Origin of the sequence: Leptolinea tardivitalis (assembly GCF_001050275.1) — a bacterium.
GTDB classification, from domain to species: domain Bacteria; phylum Chloroflexota; class Anaerolineae; order Anaerolineales; family Anaerolineaceae; genus Leptolinea; species Leptolinea tardivitalis.
Window position 1 is genome coordinate 90,939 of the sequence record NZ_BBYA01000002.1, and the last position, 17,857, is coordinate 108,795.

20 protein-coding genes, 1 tRNA gene, 1 pseudogene and 1 riboswitch are annotated in these 17,857 nt (G+C 45.8%); of the genes and pseudogenes, 16 read left to right on the top strand and 6 right to left on the bottom strand.

Features of this window, described 5'->3' with window-relative positions; translation table 11 throughout:
* Window positions 1-1,548: a glutamate formimidoyltransferase gene (ftcD, locus tag LTAR_RS16795; protein WP_139044386.1), complete on the bottom strand. Its 1,548-nt coding sequence runs from the start codon at window positions 1,546-1,548 to the stop codon at window positions 1-3.
* 383 nt (window positions 1,549-1,931) lie between these two features.
* Between ftcD and LTAR_RS01815 the strand changes: the two genes are divergently transcribed.
* The 3 genes from LTAR_RS01815 to LTAR_RS01825 all read left to right on the top strand — a co-directional run bounded on the left by LTAR_RS01815 (window position 1,932) and on the right by LTAR_RS01825 (window position 4,693).
* Window positions 1,932-2,606, top strand: a complete 675-nt coding sequence (locus tag LTAR_RS01815) for an SOS response-associated peptidase (RefSeq protein WP_062420442.1) — start codon at window positions 1,932-1,934, stop codon at window positions 2,604-2,606.
* A 280-nt stretch (window positions 2,607-2,886) separates the two neighbouring features.
* Window positions 2,887-3,315 (top strand): CBS domain-containing protein, encoded by a 429-nt coding sequence (locus LTAR_RS01820; protein WP_062420443.1) that lies wholly within the window; start codon window positions 2,887-2,889, stop codon window positions 3,313-3,315.
* Between the two features lie 160 nt (window positions 3,316-3,475).
* Window positions 3,476-4,693: an MFS transporter gene (locus tag LTAR_RS01825; protein ID WP_158423373.1), complete on the top strand. Its 1,218-nt coding sequence runs from the start codon at window positions 3,476-3,478 to the stop codon at window positions 4,691-4,693.
* Window positions 4,694-4,781: 88 nt separating this feature from the next.
* On the opposite strand, the gene LTAR_RS01830 is transcribed toward LTAR_RS01825, so the two are convergent.
* The gene (locus LTAR_RS01830) at window positions 4,782-6,245 is read right to left on the bottom strand and encodes an inorganic diphosphatase (RefSeq protein WP_062420446.1); all 1,464 of its coding nucleotides are present in this window, start codon (window positions 6,243-6,245) and stop codon (window positions 4,782-4,784) included.
* Window positions 6,246-6,409: 164 nt separating this feature from the next.
* A riboswitch (Fluoride riboswitch) is annotated at window positions 6,410-6,470 on the bottom strand.
* Between the two features lie 366 nt (window positions 6,471-6,836).
* Here LTAR_RS01830 and LTAR_RS01835 point away from each other — a divergent pair.
* From LTAR_RS01835 to LTAR_RS01880, 12 genes and pseudogenes are all read left to right on the top strand, one after another.
* Window positions 6,837-7,451, top strand: a complete 615-nt coding sequence (locus tag LTAR_RS01835) for a histidine phosphatase family protein (protein WP_062420448.1) — start codon at window positions 6,837-6,839, stop codon at window positions 7,449-7,451.
* Window positions 7,452-7,541: 90 nt separating this feature from the next.
* Window positions 7,542-8,177: a LysE family translocator gene (locus tag LTAR_RS01840; protein ID WP_062420449.1), complete on the top strand. Its 636-nt coding sequence runs from the start codon at window positions 7,542-7,544 to the stop codon at window positions 8,175-8,177.
* A 57-nt stretch (window positions 8,178-8,234) separates the two neighbouring features.
* A tRNA-Glu gene (locus tag LTAR_RS01845) sits at window positions 8,235-8,307 on the top strand.
* Between the two features lie 3 nt (window positions 8,308-8,310).
* Entirely contained in the window at window positions 8,311-8,463 is a 153-nt protein-coding gene (locus LTAR_RS17100) for a hypothetical protein (protein ID WP_158423374.1), read from the top strand.
* On the top strand, window positions 8,463-8,780 hold the full coding sequence (rplU, locus tag LTAR_RS01850) for a 50S ribosomal protein L21 (protein WP_062420451.1): 318 nt from the start codon (window positions 8,463-8,465) through the stop codon (window positions 8,778-8,780). The genes LTAR_RS17100 and rplU overlap by 1 nt, the downstream gene beginning before the upstream one ends.
* A gap of 5 nt (window positions 8,781-8,785) precedes the next feature.
* A complete protein-coding gene (rpmA, locus tag LTAR_RS01855) occupies window positions 8,786-9,058 on the top strand; it encodes a 50S ribosomal protein L27 (RefSeq protein ID WP_062420453.1) in 273 nt (90 codons plus the stop codon).
* A gap of 82 nt (window positions 9,059-9,140) precedes the next feature.
* A pseudogene (gene rpmE, locus LTAR_RS17325) lies at window positions 9,141-9,347 on the top strand (50S ribosomal protein L31); the annotation flags it as partial.
* Window positions 9,333-9,617: a DNA-directed RNA polymerase subunit alpha C-terminal domain-containing protein gene (locus LTAR_RS17330; RefSeq protein WP_236686562.1), complete on the top strand. Its 285-nt coding sequence runs from the start codon at window positions 9,333-9,335 to the stop codon at window positions 9,615-9,617. The pseudogene rpmE and the gene LTAR_RS17330, both read left to right, overlap by 15 nt.
* A 114-nt stretch (window positions 9,618-9,731) precedes the next feature.
* Window positions 9,732-10,304: a thymidine kinase gene (locus LTAR_RS01865; protein WP_062420455.1), complete on the top strand. Its 573-nt coding sequence runs from the start codon at window positions 9,732-9,734 to the stop codon at window positions 10,302-10,304.
* 35 nt (window positions 10,305-10,339) lie between these two features.
* Window positions 10,340-10,891 (top strand): hypoxanthine phosphoribosyltransferase, encoded by a 552-nt coding sequence (gene hpt / locus LTAR_RS01870; protein ID WP_062420457.1) that lies wholly within the window; start codon window positions 10,340-10,342, stop codon window positions 10,889-10,891.
* Window positions 10,892-10,909: 18 nt separating this feature from the next.
* Window positions 10,910-12,421 (top strand): tRNA nucleotidyltransferase/poly(A) polymerase-related protein, encoded by a 1,512-nt coding sequence (locus LTAR_RS01875; RefSeq protein WP_062420459.1) that lies wholly within the window; start codon window positions 10,910-10,912, stop codon window positions 12,419-12,421.
* On the top strand, window positions 12,414-13,178 hold the full coding sequence (locus LTAR_RS01880; RefSeq protein WP_062420460.1) for an alpha/beta fold hydrolase: 765 nt from the start codon (window positions 12,414-12,416) through the stop codon (window positions 13,176-13,178). The genes LTAR_RS01875 and LTAR_RS01880 overlap by 8 nt, the downstream gene beginning before the upstream one ends.
* Before the next feature lie 2 nt (window positions 13,179-13,180).
* Here LTAR_RS01880 and LTAR_RS01885 read toward each other — a convergent pair whose 3' ends face one another.
* Both LTAR_RS01885 and LTAR_RS01890 read right to left on the bottom strand, forming a co-directional pair.
* Window positions 13,181-14,707, bottom strand: a complete 1,527-nt coding sequence (locus LTAR_RS01885) for a DUF4350 domain-containing protein (RefSeq protein ID WP_062420462.1) — start codon at window positions 14,705-14,707, stop codon at window positions 13,181-13,183.
* Window positions 14,704-15,573: a S49 family peptidase gene (locus LTAR_RS01890; protein WP_062420464.1), complete on the bottom strand. Its 870-nt coding sequence runs from the start codon at window positions 15,571-15,573 to the stop codon at window positions 14,704-14,706. Before LTAR_RS01890 ends, LTAR_RS01885 begins: the two co-directional genes overlap by 4 nt.
* A gap of 87 nt (window positions 15,574-15,660) precedes the next feature.
* Between LTAR_RS01890 and LTAR_RS01895 the strand changes: the two genes are divergently transcribed.
* A complete protein-coding gene (locus tag LTAR_RS01895) occupies window positions 15,661-17,001 on the top strand; it encodes a hypothetical protein (RefSeq protein ID WP_062420466.1) in 1,341 nt (446 codons plus the stop codon).
* 14 nt (window positions 17,002-17,015) lie between these two features.
* Here LTAR_RS01895 and LTAR_RS01900 read toward each other — a convergent pair whose 3' ends face one another.
* Both LTAR_RS01900 and LTAR_RS01905 read right to left on the bottom strand, forming a co-directional pair.
* On the bottom strand, window positions 17,016-17,321 hold the full coding sequence (locus LTAR_RS01900) for a hypothetical protein (RefSeq protein ID WP_062420467.1): 306 nt from the start codon (window positions 17,319-17,321) through the stop codon (window positions 17,016-17,018).
* 35 nt (window positions 17,322-17,356) lie between these two features.
* Window positions 17,357-17,749, bottom strand: a complete 393-nt coding sequence (locus LTAR_RS01905; RefSeq protein WP_062420469.1) for a response regulator transcription factor — start codon at window positions 17,747-17,749, stop codon at window positions 17,357-17,359.
* Between the last annotated feature and the right edge of the window lie 108 nt (window positions 17,750-17,857).

The following is a 17,857-nucleotide window of genomic DNA, read 5'->3' on the forward strand; positions in this document are numbered from 1 at the left end:
TTATTCCAGTGGAAAATTCCCACGAGTGGATAAGACAGTTCTCAGCCTTGCCAGAATGTCTGCGGCAGATTTTTCGATTCCACGGACTTTTTCCATATAGTTGCGCGCGGTTGAAGAATCGGTCAACCCCTGGCAATTAATCCGCACATTGTATCCGGCTGCCGTGATGGCGGCTTTGGCCAATTCACCGGCGGAACCGGCGTCGGATATGGCGTTGATGTTCCCGGCCTCAGCCACTTCCAGAGCCAGTTGCATGGCCTGCAAGGCTTGTTCTGCGGTCTTGATTGGAACATCAATGGCTGTGCGGGTGGCTTTCTCCATCTCTTGAGCCCGTTGGGTTTGTTCTTCCTGGGTTTCTTTTGGTAATTTACTGGCAGTAATAAATGCTTCAAACGCGGCAGAATCTTCCTGCATAGAGGTTAATAACTTAAGGCGCAATGCTTCTGACTGTTCAATGATTAGCTTCATACGGGATTCAACAGCGGCATATTTCTTTTTGCCGATTGTTAACCGGGCTACCATGCTTACCAGACTGGCTGCCGCCGAACCGGCATATGCGGCTGCCGCGCCGCCGCCGGGAGTGGGTGTTTCGGCAGACAACTGATCCAGGAAATCTTTGCCCGGAATGGCAGGGACTGCGGCTTTTTCCAACCGTACCTGATTCAATTTCTCTTCGAGAATCTGATCCGGTTCAAAACCATCGAGCTGCAGATACCAGGCGGCGGAATCACGAAGAGCATCCTGCGGGATCAGGCCAACCAGTTCGCTGTGATGCACAGCCACACCGTAGCGAGCGGCTTCAGAACGTACCGCTTCCATCACCCGGAAAACCGGAGTCTGACGGAAATTGGTAAGGTTCATGGAAACCTGCGCGCGGCCTTCGACCAGAAGTCCCAGCGCTTTGACGTATCGGAAACCGCCGGACGAATTACGCACCGATCTGGCGATCTTCTGTGCAATGGTAACATCATTGGTAGTCAGGTAGATATTGAAGGCAATCAATGGAGCGCGGGCGCCAATCACGGTTGCACCAGCGGTGGAAACTTTCGAAGGCCCGAAATCTGGATTACGGTCCGGGTTCACACCCATCTCAATTTTCAAGGCTTCATATTCCCCGCGCCGGATGTTTTCCAGGTTCTGACGTTCAGGGCGAGCGGCGGCCGCTTCATATAAATAGACCGGAATGGATAATTCATCACCCACACGTTTCCCTAAACGGCGGGCCATCTCCACGCATTCCTGCATGGTCACTCCGCTGATGGGCACAAACGGAACCACATCTGTCGCTCCGATGCGGGGGTGTTCGCCGGTATGCTGGTCGAGATTGATCAGTTTTCCTGCGGTTTTAATGGCTTGAAAGGCCGCTTCTTCCACAGCACCGGGCGTGCCTACATAGGTTACAACTGTACGATTATGGTCAAGGTCAGAGTGATGGTCAAGGATATGGATGCCATTCACAGAACGGATGGCGGACATGATCTGTTCCACCACATCCGGACGACGTGCTTCAGAAAAATTGGGAATGCATTCCACAATTGGATCAGGCATATGTCCCTCGTGATCTTCAGGATTACGGTAATTATACCGAATGAACATGCGCTGCTTTTATTCTTGATGAAAATCCGGGGGTGTTCCGATGGGATAGTGTGTAGAACCCATTTGCGGAGGGCGTTGGAATCTGCCTTCGACGAGCTCAGGCAGCGGAAGAGTCAGACAATTTAAGCTCAGGCAGCGGAAGGCGGCAATTGCGTTGAAGATCAAGTAGCGGAAGAGTCAGTTGAGTTGAAACTCGGCAGCGGAAGGCGGCAATTGCGTTGAAGATCAGGCATCGGGAAAGTTACTTGAGTTGACGATCAGACATCGGAGGAGGCAAACTGTTGAAGATCGGGCAGTGGAGTAAAGGTAGGAGAAAAATTCGCTATACTTAAGTTATGTGCGGACGTTTTACGATTGCTTTTGATCTGGCTGATTTGAGTGATGAGCTTGGGTTGAGTGAAATCCCTTTGAACTGGGAACCGCGATACAACGTGGCACCTGGCCAGCCGGTTCTGGCCGCCACTGACGCAGTGTCTCGAAAGGCAGAATGGCTGCGCTGGGGGTTGATCCCTTCGTGGGCAAAAGATCCGGCTATTGGCTACAAGCTAATTAATGCCCGGGCGGAAACTCTGACGGAGAAACCATCCTTTCGTCAGGCATTTCAAAAGAGGCGCTGCCTGATCTTCGCCGATGGATTCTATGAATGGCAGAAACCGGCTTTCGGAAAAGGCAAGACGCAGCCTTATTATTTCAAAAGAAAAGACGGCCGGCCTTTTGCTTTTGCCGGGTTGTGGGAAATCTGGCAGCCAGATGGTGAGGTGGAGCCAATAAAAACCTGCACTATCATCACCACCAGCGCCAACGAGGTTGTATCTCCGGTGCATGAGCGCATGCCGGTTATGCTTTTAAAAGAGGATGCCTGGAACTGGGTAAAAGGCGGGCAGGGGGTTGAACTGCCGCGTTTACTGGCTCCGTTTAATCCGGCGTTAATGGAAACCTATCCGGTGGGACCGTATGTAAGCAAGCCGGGATATGAGGCGGCCATATGCAGGTCAAATATTGAACCGTGAATTTTGAAAGCCACCGAATTGATTCATCTTTGTAAAGCCTTTTTGACGAAAAAATTGAACGAACCTGATAAGAGGTGTAAAATAATAAAAACAAAACCCATGCGATGAAGCTCGCAGGTATACCATATTATTTGGTTAATGGCTTCTACCTTTTGGTAGAAGCTTTTTTCATAAATAGAGACGAATTGCTTTTATTCCGAAAAATCTTTCTAAATGACAATCTGTATTGCAATTCATAAAGAGAAAATGGTCCATCGATTTTCAAGAATAGGAGTTAGAGATGATTGTTAAAGACTTTATGCAGAAAGATTTTATGGTTGTATCAACTCGAAGTTCATTACGAACCATTGCTGAAGTTATGATCCAAAAAAAGGTAGAAACAGTCTTTGTTGTAGAGAATGAAAAAGTTTTAGGTGTTCTGGGAATTCGCGATTTGTTTACTCTACCAATTCCTGCAAGTTTTGGAGGCCCTATGCAACGACAGGTAGAGGAAAGTCTTATTAATAGGTGGACAGAGACGCCTGTTGAAAATTTGATGAACCCTGATGTGATTCGTATCCCGGAGGATTATCCATTAATGTTAGCCGCAGAAATGATGGTTAATCGAGGCAAGCATCCATTGGCTGTTATGCAAGGAGAAAAAATGGTAGGAACAATAGACAGGCGAGATATTGTTCAAGCTTTGCTGATGCTTAATACCCAAAAATAACAGGAAAATCGAATGGTATGAATTCTGCCAGAATCGTCCAATACACGGCATTGCGTTTCTGTAAAAAATAAGAATTCCGCTATCACATAGGATGACACAAGATTTCTATTTTTAATATAGGTTTGGGTATATAAGTCCCAAACTTTGGAGAAGCATGACTATGGAAATAAACGACAAGATTGAAGAGAGTCCCAAGACCTGGTTAAATCGGAATGTAATAGGAATGGCATTAGCCAGTTTTTTTAGCGATGCTGGACACGAAGCGGCGACATCGATCTTACCTTTATTCTTGATTTCAATTGGAGCACCTGCTGCATCGCTTGGTTTTATTGAGGGTGTGGCCGATGCTGTTTCATCCTTTGTAAAATTGGGGGCAGGTTGGTTTAGTGATCGAATTGGACGGCGGAAACCAATTGCTGTACTTGGTTATTTACTTACAGGGATCACCACTGGGCTATTTGCATTGGCTCATAGCTGGGGAAGCATCCTGCTAATAAGAACGGTTGGTTGGTTTGGTAGAGGAATTAGAGGTCCGGTTCGCGATGCCATGTTGGCTGAATCCGTTTCTCCCGAAGCTCGTGGAAGGGCATTTGGTTTTCACCGTGCGGGAGATACTCTGGGAGCAGTAACTGGCCCAATTTTAGCCTTAGGATTGACTGCTTTACTTGCGGGACATAATGGTTCGGAGACAACATACCGGCAAATCTTCTGGATCACACTCATCCCTGGCATTTTATCTGCCTTATCTTTTGCTTTCTTTATTAAAGAACAAACTCGTACTCCAGCTCGGAACGGGAACCTTTTCCAAACCATTTCCACTCTTCCAAAGCGATTCAAGATATTCTTGATTGGGGTCGGTATTTTTGGCGCGGGAGATTTTGCACACAGTCTGCTGACGTTACGTGCGATTGAAGTATTAACACCTGATTTAGGTGCAAAAGTTGCGGGGCAAACAGCGATTGCTCTTTATATCCTTCACAATGTTTTTTACGCAGGAATGTCTTATCCAATTGGTGCATTATCCGATCGTATTGGAAAACGAGGTTTATTAACACTGGGCTATTTACTTGCAGCAATCATGGGAATAGGTTGGATTGTCTCTGTTCCGTCTGTTTGGATGTTAGGTTTACTTTTCGGGTTAGGCGGCACTTTCATTGCTGCTGAAGATGCACTGGAAGGAGCTTTAGCAGCTGATTTATTACCTGAAGATGTTCGAGGTACCGGGTATGGCGTATTAGCTACCATAAATGGGTTGGGTGACTTTTTATCCAGTGTCATCGTTGGAGCATTGTGGTCGGCATTTAATCCTATTGTCGGATTCACCTACGCCACAGTATTATTCGCTCTAGGTGCTCTTATTATTTACAAAGCAAGGTGATTATTTAATATATTAAAGACATACAAGATTCCGCCTGTATTCGGTTATATCTTTATAAGATCTTTACAGGCAAGAATGATTATCTAAATTATTTATCGTTGTCACAGAGCGGTAAAACAGCCATGCAGCGTCGCATGGCTTCAAAACATTTATGGAATGCTCCTTCAGCCGGATAAGGAAAATTCAATTGAATTGATCGAGAGGTTTCTTTTTCGATAATATTAAAACAAATATGTGAATGGATTATTGATCCTGCATACTCTAAAGTTGCAATTTGGGTTAATGGATACTCCTGTTTACTGTCATTTTTTAATTCTGATTCAGAGATTACGAGTGCACGATTGTCAGTCACAATTAATACTCGGGCAAAACCAGTATTTTCATACCAGGATGGCCACAAAGCCCAGGCAAATGCAATTTCATCCGGTTTTAGAAGAGTGTGAAGTATCTCAGAAAAATGTTGATTCAGAGAATTTTCCAATTGTGGATTATTACTGGCTGGATCAACAAGAGCCGGAAGATCCGTTGGGTGAGAAATTACGGCCCGACGCAAAGTTTTGGGATTGATATTTTGGGGTAAAAATTTGGCCAATATCTCCGTCATTTCTAAAAGAGCAGACCGAGAATATAGTGGTGCTTCCCATTCTAGAATTTCAACACCTTTAGAGGCTTCCCAGGAGGTTTGTAGAAGCATTACCTCTTCCCCTATTTGATCGCACTTGAAACTGATCAAACGTTCCAATGGGCCTATTTTCGCATTAAAGCCGTAACGAACTCCACTATCTCCCAATGGCACTAACTCAACAAGCTGGATTAATCGTTGAGTCGTTAAAATCAGAACACCTGCATTGATTTTTTCTCTACCAAGCCAGGATTTATGTTTGAGACTTCGCATAGGGGGACGGTAGAGAGCGTAAAGAATACGTTCATCATCAGCCAGATGTTCACTTACATAATGCTGGATATGATAAGGGAGCTGGAAAAAAGTGTATTCAGCAGGTGTGTAATGCTCTGTTTCGTCATAGCCTGTAATATGATGGTGAGAATCGACGGGTTTCCAGGTAGGTTGAGAAGCTGGCTGAAACCCTGCCTTATTAATCAAACGGAAATTGCGAGCCGATTCCTTTATTATTGGTTTTATTGTCTTCGTATCCAACCAGGTTATTGCACCATCTTTTGACGGCTGAAAATAACGAGACAACTCGGTACGTTGTGGATCTGAAAGATCGGTATATGAAGTTACTGCTTTGAAATTATCATCCGCTACAGAAACAGCCAACAGGAATGGTGGTGTTCCGTTAGTTTGTACTCCGCCTAAAATGCGTGCAGGAACTTGCGTTTTCGGCGGATGAGAAGCATTGCCCAGAAGAATAACCTGCAGTGGATCCCCCTGGGATGTAATTGTATTTGGAAGAAATCCGATATCGAAAGGTAATACAATTTCTGGATATAGTATTCTGGCGAGCCGTAATTGATTTTGTTCTGTAGAATAATACTGACCTGTCGGCCGCCCAGGTTGACTCATTTCGATATCAAAAATTGTCTCTTCCATTTTTACCAATTATTTCCTTACATATCTTTCAGAGTTGATCAAACCACATAACCGGGTTGATTAACTCGGAACTGGAATAATATTTCTGGTTGTTTTAATAAAGGTGAATTATTCTGAACTGGTATTAAGGATTGGATTATTTAAATAAAAAGCCTCCACTGAAGAATTCAGTAGAGGCTATCAGTCAAAGGACGGTTTCGGGTGAGCCTCATCACCAACGGAAATTATTATAAATCATAATTTCGACTTTTTATTGACGGGAAATTTTTCGATGCTTATAATAAATATAGCGATGAGACTCGCAAAAAAGCAGCATACTGCCAAAATTGGCTGATAGTCTCTATACAACCTGTTGGGTGTATAGAGACTTTTTGATTAAGAAGCAACACAGATGGTTTTCCATTTTTCATAATGAGAATTTGATGCGCTTTTCAATTATTTCGAAGAAACAAAATCTTTTTCTTTATGAAATACGAGCTATTCAAGAAATAATGGTTCCCGTTTTATCAAAAGTGCAAATTACTTGAATTCATTGGAATGTCGAAATGTGAAGAAAGATAACCAGGGAAAATTACAAGGAGATAGATATTTATGTCAGTCAAGATTATCTTAGTACGTCATGGTCAAACTGAATGGAATAGAATTGAACGATTTCGTGGTAGGTACGATATACCTCTTAATCAAACTGGACTTGATCAGGCAACCAGAACGGGCATGAAAATATCGAAAAAATGGAAACCCACTGCTATTTACTCCAGTCCGATGGGGAGAGCTTTAGAAACAGCCAAAAAGATCGGAGAGTTCTGTGATTTGCCGGTAGTTCCTTGCGATGGATTGAATGATATTGATTATGGTGAATGGCAGGGATTGACACCTGAAGACGTAAATAAAAGATGGCCTGATTTACTTAAGGTGTGGTATGAAATACCAGAAATGGCGTATATTCCTGAAGGCGAGAGCCTGACCCAGGTAAAAGAGCGTGCCATGAGCACAATCAGAGAATTATGTGAAAAACACCCTGACAGCACGATTGTTCTGGTAAGTCATACAGTTGTTAATCGCATGATATTATTGTCTATTCTTGGAGCAGGGAAGGATCATTTCTGGCGAATTCATCAAGATCCATGTGCGATTAATATTTTTGAACAAAACCATACTTTTTATAACGTAGTCTGTTGGAATGATACATGTCATCTAGATGTTTGAGGGTTCATTATCAGGCATAACGATTTATTGAAAAACTGGGGATATTAAATTGATTTACCATATATGGTTTCTTTTTAGAAAGTGAAAATCATGGAACTGCCGGTCATCATCAAAGGGATCATCATGGGTTTTTCCATTGCAGCTCCGGTCGGGCCAATCGGGGTACTGTGCATTCGGCGGACGCTGAGCAGCGGGCGTATCTCCGGCCTGGTATCCGGGCTTGGAGCTGCCACCGCCGATGGAATGTACGGATGTGTGGCTGCGTTCGGACTGACATTCATCTCCAGTTTTTTAGTCAGCCAGCAGTTCTGGCTGCGTTTGATTGGCGGCGCTTTTCTAATTTACCTTGGCGTGAAAACTCTATTTTCACGGCCGGCGGAGCAGGCGGCCAATGCATCCAGCACGTCTATCTGGGGAGATTATTTATCCACCTTTTTTCTGACGATCACTAACCCGATGACTATTCTGTCTTTTGCTGCTGTGTTTGCCGGAATGGGACTGGCTGCGACTAATGGAGGGTATACCTCAGCCGGCCTGCTCGTGTTGGGTGTGGTGATCGGGTCGGCGTTGTGGTGGTTGTGCCTTTCGGGTCTGGTCAGCCTGTTCCGGCAGAAATTTACCGCCACCGGCTTGATCTGGGTCAATCGCATATCCGGATTGATCATTGTGGTGTTCGGTCTGGCGGCAGTGGGCAGCCTGCTGCAGATGACCGGAAAAATTGGATAAAAATTACCCTGAAAAATCCTTGACTACAGGGTACTATCTGGTAAAATCTTGTCCGTTGCCTCCATCGTCTAGGGGACCAGGACGCAGCCCTTTCAAGGCTAAAACCAGAGTTCGAATCTCTGTGGAGGCACTGGTGACGCAAAAAAGACGTCACAAGAAATGGGATCCCTATCCCGACCGATTAAACCGCCGGGGAACCGGCGGTTTTCAACCCCCAACTTCCCCGCAACTCGGGTCAATGAAACAAGACGCGGTCTGCGGCGAAGTGAAGATTGGAGAGGCGTAATGAAATATGCCATTTTGGAATGTGGCGGCAAGCAGTACAAAGCCGTCGAAGGTACCACAATTGATGTGGACCGCATGACCGTCGAAGCCGGCCAGGAAATCAGCCTGGATTCGGTTTTAATGGTTGTTGACGGTGATACCGTCAAAGTAGGCACGCCCAGCGTCAAAGGGGCCACCATCAAAGCCACCGTAGAAGATGAGGTTAAAGGTCCGAAAGTGGTGGTTTTCAAATACCGCCCGAAGAAACGCATCCGTGTCAAAACTGGTCACCGCGCGAAATATACCCGCTTGATGATCAAATCGATCGTACTGGAGTAGGAACAATGGCACATAAAAAAGGCGGCGGTTCAACCCGCAACGGACGCGATAGTAATTCACAGCGGCTGGGCGTGAAGAAGTTCGCTGGAGAGCATGTTCTCTCAGGCAACATCCTCGTGCGCCAGCGTGGTACTCACATCAAACCCGGTCATAATGTTGACATCGGAAAAGATGATACCCTCTTTGCGACTGCAGAAGGTGTCGTAGTGTTTGCCACCCTGCCGAACGGCCAGAAAATGGTCTCGGTTGACCCTGTTACAGAAACAGCGGCGGCATAACAAAAGGCAAGGCTGCTGCACCGTCAACCATCAGATGGATTGCCGGATGCAGTCAATTCCTTTGAAAGGATGGTAATTCGTAATGAAAAAGGGTATTCACCCAACGTATTACACCGATGCCCAGGTGATTTGCGCCTGCGGCAATACCTGGACAACAGGCTCCACCAAGAAAGTGATTCACACCGAGGTGTGCTCAAAATGCCACCCGTTCTTTACCGGCCAGCAGCAGCGTATTCTGGATGTTGAAGGACAGGTTGACCGCTTCTACAAAAAATTGCAGGCTCGTCAGGATATTGTTGATTCTCAAAAAGCCCGCGAGAGCGCTAAAGTCTCACCCGAACGACCCATTGCCGAACTGGCACTGGGCAACCGTCCGACTGATGCCCTCTCTAAAGCCGGAATTACCAATGTTGGTCAGTTCCTTGCAAAGTTAGGCGAGGGTGAAGATGCCGTTCTGGCTATTGAAGGCTTCGGCCGCAAATCTCTGATTGATCTCAAGAAAAAATTGCGCCAGATGGGATACGAACTCCCGGTTGGTGCCGAAGAAGCCGCTGCTTAAGCGCAACGGACAGAAAAACACTTCAGGCAGGTACGAAAATTACCTGCCTGAAATTTTTAATATGCCGGGTGAAGGTTTGGTATAGAATTAATCCAAAAATATTCTGAGGATGGCATGACGGATACGATTGGTTCTCTTGAAGTAGTATGCGGTTCGATGTTCTGCGGCAAGACGGATGAATTGATCAGGCGTCTCAGACGGGCTGTGATCGCACGAAAGAAAGTGCAGGTTTTTAAACCGGCCATCGATATGCGCTATTCAGCAGAACAGATTAATTCACACGCCGGGTCTGCTTTTGATGCAGTTCCTATTGCCACGGCGCGGGAAATCCTTTCTCTTTTGGAACCCGATGTCACGGTCGTCGGGATTGATGAAGCTCAATTTCTCGATGATGCCATTCTGGATGTCATCGATGAATTAATAGAAAAAGGTATCCGTGTAATTGTAGCTGGTTTGGATACGGATTTCCGAGCAGAACCCTTCGGCTGCATGCCTGTATTGATGGCCAAGGCAGAGCGCGTGGATAAATTGCAGGCAATCTGCATGGTCTGTGGCGGTCCGGCCAGCCGGACACAACGATTGGTCAATGGGAAGCCTGCCCGTTATAGTGACCCGGTTGTTATTGTGGGAGCAGCAGAAATGTATGAAGCCCGCTGCCGCGCCCACCATGAAGTCCCCCGATCTTGACGCCAATTTCTTACAGGTAAATAGAGGATTCCTCCATGAAAGATTATCGCGATTTTTTAGCTGAAGTCTTGATTCCTGAAGATAAATTACAGAAACGGATCACCGAATTAGGGGCGGAAATCAGCCGTGATTATGCCGGTAAAGAAATTTTATTAATTTGCATCCTGCGGGGCGGTGTAATGTTCCTGACGGACCTGATCCGTCATATTGATACACCGCTTGCGATTGAGTTTATGGCCGTCTCCTCTTACGGGGTGGGAGGGCGAGAATCTCAAGGACAGGTTCGCATCACTCTTGATCTGAATTGTTCCATTCAAGACAAGCATGTCATTCTGGTTGAAGATATTATTGACAGCGGTCACACTCTGGCATCAGTGATAGAACTCCTTGAAACCAGAGATCCGGCCAGCCTGTGTATCTGTACCCTGTTGGATAAAGTGGAACGCCGCGAAGTTAATGTGCCGGTGAAATACACTGGATTCACGATCCCGAATAAATTCGTTTTTGGATATGGTCTTGATATCGATGATTTCTACCGCAACCTTCCCTTTATTGGAGTGGTTGACCTGGAGCGATACCAACCATAATCCATTGGACTTGTGCCTATGATTAAACAGGCAAATACGTCTTCCCTGGACATAATTTTTCGTCTGCGGGATGTTATTGAACCTTCAGCCGATGCCTGGCTGGTGGGTGGTTCGGTGCGCGATCAACTGGCTGGAAAACTCAGCCATGATATTGATCTGATATTTCCTTTTGATCCGCGTCAGATTGCCCGGCAGGCAGCAGATAGACTGGGTGGCAACTTTTTCACCCTGGATGATTCCCGAGGCATGTACCGGATTCTGATAACAGAAAATGGGCAAACCGATGTGGTTGATTTCGGGCGTTTTCAGGCAGAAACACTTGAGGAAGACCTGAAAAATCGCGATTTTACGATTAATGCGGTGGCATATCGGCTGCATAATCCCACTGATTGGAAGGATCCGCTGGGGGGAAGGCAGGACCTTAAAGACAGACTGCTTAGGCCTTGTTCCGAGCATGCTTTTATCAATGATCCTGTGCGAACCATTCGGGCCGCCCGAATGGCGCTTGGATTCAATTTGCACATGGTTCCCGGCGTTATCCAGATGATCCGGGAAGCCAGTCTGGGTTTGAAGCATGTATCTGCTGAACGAAAAAGGGATGAATTTTTCAAACTGTTAGACAGCCCACATCCGGCCAGTGCCATTCGGCTGTTGGATTCGTTCAATGTTCTTCCTCAATTAATCCCGGAATTGATTGAACTCAAAGGAGTTCAACAATCCCTTCCGCACACCATGAATGTCTGGGAGCACACCCTGTCTGCTGTCAAACATCTGGATCAATTGCTAGACCTGTTCATTGCACCGGAAGGTATGCTGGAAGACGGTGGAAACCTGATGCTTGGATTGACCGCCGGGAAATTGGGTAAATTCAGGCAGGATATTCAAAAGCATTACAACCACTCGCTTAATCCATTCCGAACCCGTAAAAGTCTTGGATTGCTGGGCGCGTTATTACACGATATTGGTAAGCCAGTCACGGCAAAAACGGGTGAGGATGGCCGGATCCATTTTTATGGACATCAGACGGTTGGTGCTGAAATAACAAGAAGAATTGGTCAATCTCTGGCGCTCAGCGAGGTGGAAGTAGATGGATTATCTGTCATGACGGAAAGTCATATGAAGCCACATTTTCCCATTATGAAGGATACTCTGCCTTCCCGACGCAATGTTTACAGATATTACCGGTCAGCCAAAGATTTTGGCGTGGATACCTGTTTTCTCAGTCTGGCGGATTCCCTTTCACGAACAGATACATTGCCAGAACAGGAAGCCTGGACAGCCGTGTTGGATAAGATTTCTGTATATCTGGAAGGCTGGTTTGATAAACGGGAAACCTGGGTGCAACCACCTCGCCTTATTTCTGGCGACGATATCATGCGGCATTTTTCGCTTGAACCAGGGAAAATTATCGGTGATGTTTTAGATAAATTGGAGGAAGCCCAGGCTTCTGGAGAAATATCAACACGGGAAGAAGCCCTGGAACTGGCAAAAATTACAATTCACAATCACAAAAAGGAATCTGATGAATAATTTACCGGTTGATCTTTTTTATGAAGAATTTGGAAGTGGTCAGGTTTTTATTTTTATCCACGGTTTTCCGCTGGATCATACCACCTGGCTGCCTATAGCCAATATCATGAAAGAAAAAGTCCGCTGCATTCTTCCAGATGTACGCGGATTGGGAAGATCCCCCATCACGGGAACAGAAGCCACCATCCCGGAGATGGCAGCAGATGTGATTCGGCTGATGGACAGGCTCAATATCCAACAGGCGGTAATCTCAGGACATTCCATGGGCGGATATATTGCCATGGAAATGGCACACACCTATCCTGACCGGGTTATTGGGCTCGGGTTAATCGCCACCCGTGCGGCGGCTGATACTCCTGAAAAGATGGCGGCTCGTCTGGAGAGCCGCCGGGAAGTTTTGAAGAATGGGCGTGCTTCCATTATCAAATCTATGGCACCCCGGTTGACGGAACAATCAGCGTTGCTGCCAAAACTGGTAAGGGTGATGGAAAAATCCGATCCACGGGGAATCGCCATGTGCCAATATGCCATGGTCAACCGGGCAGACGCTACAGCCTGGTTAAAGGCGATAAATTATCCGATTGTGGTGGCAGCCGGCGGTCGTGATGTAATTATTCCAGAAGATGAATTACGCCAGCTTTCACAAGAATTGAAAGATGGGCGGTTTTATTACAGCCCTGTTGCGGATCATATGTTGCCAATAATAGAGCCCGAACTCATCGCCCGGGCTCTTCTAGAAACATATGTGAAAGATTAAATTTATCCCTTGGGTTCGAGGTCGCTGCCGGTCACTTTACAGGCAGCCACATTTCCGAAAACAAAACAACCGGTCAATTGATTCAACGCAATCTCTTTTACGAAACCACGGGTTTTTTCAGGGGTTTCTGCCATGATGATTAAGGTTGTCCGGTCTTTTTCATGAACCAGACCTACCAATCCGAGTTCAGAAGAGGCTAATCGCCCCATTCCGGGAACCTCAATCTCAGACCCTGAAACTTTAAGTTCTGTCGGTACTTCTGTTGCGAACTCTTCATTACCTCCCGGTTCTTCCACTGTTTCTTCTGGCAACGGAGTACGTGTAGTCTCCAATGTTGCTTTCAGGGTGGATACTGGTGTACTACTTGCGGTTTCTACAGGTTCAGGTTTGAGGTTGAGTTTTAATGCCTTAATAATGTCTTCCGGGTTGTCTTTTGAATCAAAAGTCGAAAGAATGATCCGATCAACAGATGATTTATCTTCTCTGGAGATGGTCAAATCACCTTCACGGGCATCCAACAATGATTCCAGTTTGGAAACCACGGTCAAAAATTCACCATCCACATCCATCTTTTTAACAGGTTGTATGAGGATTTTTCCTGAGAACAACCGTGGAAAATCGGCCAGAGTCTTTGACCGCAGAGGTTGGGTAATAAAGTCAGCCAGATTGTTTGCAAAAACCTGATTATCAGCTGAATAGATATACTGTGATGTCAACAAGCTGAAATCTCCAATGGCCAGCACACTACCCTGACCGTATTTCACCAGGGCAAATGGCGAGAACTTGCCAGATTGATCTGTGGCTGAGGAGAAGGTGGTTTCATTATTTGTGGCAAGGGAATTTCCATTGGAAGTTACTGAATGTCCGCCATAAATCACTAATTGATTGATATCTTGAGTCAGGTCATTATCTTCAAATTCTTTGAATATCACATTTCGGAAATTTCCCTCATTGCTCGACATATCGTACAGGTAGTCATCGGCGATTGAAATATCAAAAGGTTCCAGAAGAATATTTGAAACTTCCACACTTGTGAAACCGCGGGCATATCCTGTTGTTGGATTTTCTGTTGACATAACATTTCGCGTAGGATCCGCAGAAACAATGAGCTTCCCCCCGCGATATACAAATTCTTTAATAGCGGTAATATCGGCCCCCGAAAATCCCTGAATTGGTGCCAATGTAACATAGGCGTTGGCCGATTTTAATAATTGAGCCAGATCGAATTCATTTTCGGTTACCCTGATTTCACCACCTTTTGCTTCAATGAAACGGATGAACGGGTCAATCTCAGAAAGGGTTGCCATATTGGAATGGCTCATATCAAACAATATGGTAGTAGAGGGAACAGCTGGAGGAGTGGCTCGGGGTATGAGCGTGGAGACTGGTGGTTGAGGAATATCAATGGTGGGGTAATCTGGCAAATTCGAGGATTGGGTATTGGGTACGTTTGAGTAAAACCAACCAATAGTCAATAGGCCAGGGAGAAGCAGACAGATTAATGCCGTAAATAGTTTTGAGCGTGTCATTGGTTATCTCCCAGACCGGGGATGTATAACAGGTACAAACCAGCTTTTGCCGGGTAAGAGGAAATATTGCCATCGGAATCTTTTCTGAAAAAGCCCATTGGCGCTACAACTGTCTCTTTCAGACCGGCAACATCAAACATATCCTTGACTGTGTAATGTCGAATTCCAGCCATTTGAGCGGCTTTGGCTTCGGCTTCACTTTGTGAACCAAGAGCATCAATTAAACCGGCACGTAAGGCATCTCCACCGGAATAAATCTCACCGCGCAGAATGGTCTCATCTGATAATTTCAATCGATCTCCGCGTCCAAGTTTTACTGCCTGAAGAAAACCCTGTTTGAGCATTTCCAGTTCACGGGAAAATGAATCACGAGGCATCCCCCAGATCTTATAAGGGCCAGTTGAATAAATATCTTCATAGACTGCCGGTTTATCGGGTTGTGTTCCGATTACCCCAATATTGCCTATTTCAGAGCTGGCCTTGGCGAAAATATAATCTGTGGCACTGGCGGCGTAGTATCCACCGCTGGCAGCCATACCTTCAATGACGGTAACAACTGGTTTCTGTTGTTTTAAGGCGATAATTTCGCGATAAACAGATTCTGTATCTGTTACGGTTCCTCCAGGTGAATTCATTACGATGACCACAGCTCGAATTTCAGCAGAATTCCGAGCGGCTGTTAATTGCTGGATGATGTCATGGGCTGAATAGTAGTAGATCGCATCACTCAGATAGATCACGCCTACGGCAGGCCGCGGGATAAGCAGGGAAATCAAGATTCCCAGAACCAGCGGGATAAGTATCCATAGAGAAACCTGAGAGAGAGACCACGGTGAATGTTTTATTTCCTGTTGTTCGATGGTCATGTATACTCCTTTTGATATGAGTATTATACGGTTATCCCCCATTCAAGCAATTGATGGTATTTTCAAGTTTATTCCACTGGTATTGTAATGACTCCGACTCTTATTCTTGCTCGTGTGTTTCTAATTTGCCACCTGTTGGTTTCTAGCTGGTTTCCGACCATTTCCCTGCATCCCCATGAGGCGGATTGGTGCCAGTGTGTCATATTTGTCTTGAATTTCCTGGGAATCAAACAGATCCCTGGAGAGTATTGGACTGCCTCATCCCTGTCTGTACCTGATTCATCAGGAAAAACGTGGATGGATTACCAGGGATTCATGGAACGGCCAGCAGAGGAATTACCACAAACAGGAGATCTGTTGGTATTAAAAGGTGGAGCACAGGTTGTGACGGTGCAAACCTGGGATGGAATGGAACATCTGGTTCCAGTACCTGTTGATGTTTGGGCAGGGCATATCGGTGTTGTTCTCGGTGCTGAGGTCACTGAAAAAGAGAACAATCCGTACATACAGGTTCATCTGCTCAGCGCCAACTGGGGTGTCAATGCCAGTCCATTAGGGGTAGTGGGATCGTGTTTCAATGCAGACGAATCGACTTTTCTTGTTCCCCGGGGTTATGCGAAGGCGATTTTTTATAAAGCCGCTGATCCAGCGAAAATGCGCGAGAGAATGGTCAACCGGGCAAATCGCTGGGCACAATTAGGTCTTGCGGCAAATTCACAGGGATCACTGGATGGTTTTCCTTTATCACCATCTGGATTTATCAGTGAAGTCCTCCAGCCAGTCAACAGCCAGCCTCTTGTTCCGGGGATAACGGATATCGCCGGCTCCCTTGTTGAAGTTGATCCGAATGGTGTGCTGCCAGGAGATATTGTCATATTTGGTGAAAAAAATAACCCCGCTCTAGGGGTGGTCGATTCGATCACACCGAACTTGCAATCTTCAGAAAGGGAATTCGGGGTTGTATCTTTTCGTCCGGCAGGCCGGGTAACCGGTCCAGAATTATGGAAAATCACCGGGCAGGCCGGGAATTGGACAGGTACATTTTCTGATGGAGAAAAGGAGAAAATAAGGTTTTACCGGTATACTGGATTGCCGACTTTCCCTGCCATAATTAATAGAATGAGCCTGACAGGTGCCCCCGGTGAAGATATACGTGTTGTGTTGGATCTCACAAATGGCGGATTGGGCGAATTGACTGTCAATCACCTTTATCTGAGATTGTATCCGGTTCAAACGGATGGAATTGTGCAAGCCAAACCGGTTGCTCAAATCAGTCTGCCCGATATAGTAGTGAAATCCGGAGAAAAGATAACAACAAATAGTGAGATTACACCACCATCAACCGGTGAATTCAGGCTTGTACTGGATTTTCAAGGTAATGATGGAAGAATTCTTTCTCTGGAAGCAGGTCAATTAACAGTAAATTGACATTTACCCTTCCGTCAGGGGTAGATTTCATTCAGGATTGGTTCATAAAAACAACGGCATCCGTTTTCATGGGAACATCCCTTTGCTGGAAGAATTGGAACATCTTCTTTTGAGTAGGTTCCTTCCAGTTTTCGGCAGGCCGGGCAGCAATCTGCAGCTACGGCAACACGTAAAGATTGGACTCTGGGATTACTGCGGTATTTCTTCAAGGCAGCTGCCTGTTCAGATAATGTGGAAAGATCTGCCTTGCAGGCAGGGCAAACATCTACAGAATCGGGTACTTGAGTATGACAAATGGAACAGGTTTGCACGATCGGCACTCCTTTTTCCACTAATTCTACTATTTTTATATTCTTTAGATGGCTGCTTGTGAAATGATTAACGGGCTGGTTTGCTGTACCCGTAAGAATTTTTTAATATAGGCATGCAAGATATTCTGAGACACCGGTTTGATAAGATAATCATCAGCTCCGGCATCCAGGACTTCTGCAATGGTTTCCGGCGAATCAAGGGCAGAAAGGATTAATATGGGAACAGAACTGGAGCGCCGAATGGCTTTGCAAACCTGGCGTCCATCCATTTCAGGCATCCACAGGTCAAGCAAAATCAAATCGGGTTTCAATTTTTTGGCCAGATCAATTCCTTCGGCCGGCAGGTTGGTGGAAATAACTTCAGCGGGAAAACTGGCCAGAAGGATACGGATTAGTTCAGTTGAAGCGGGATCATCATCAATGATCAGAATACGCACAAAATCCTCCAAAAACTCTTATCCATATTATCCGGCAGATGTTGAAAATCGTACCTTTCAACTTCTTTACAGTACGGCAAACGATTCTTTTGAAGAACATTCTTCCAT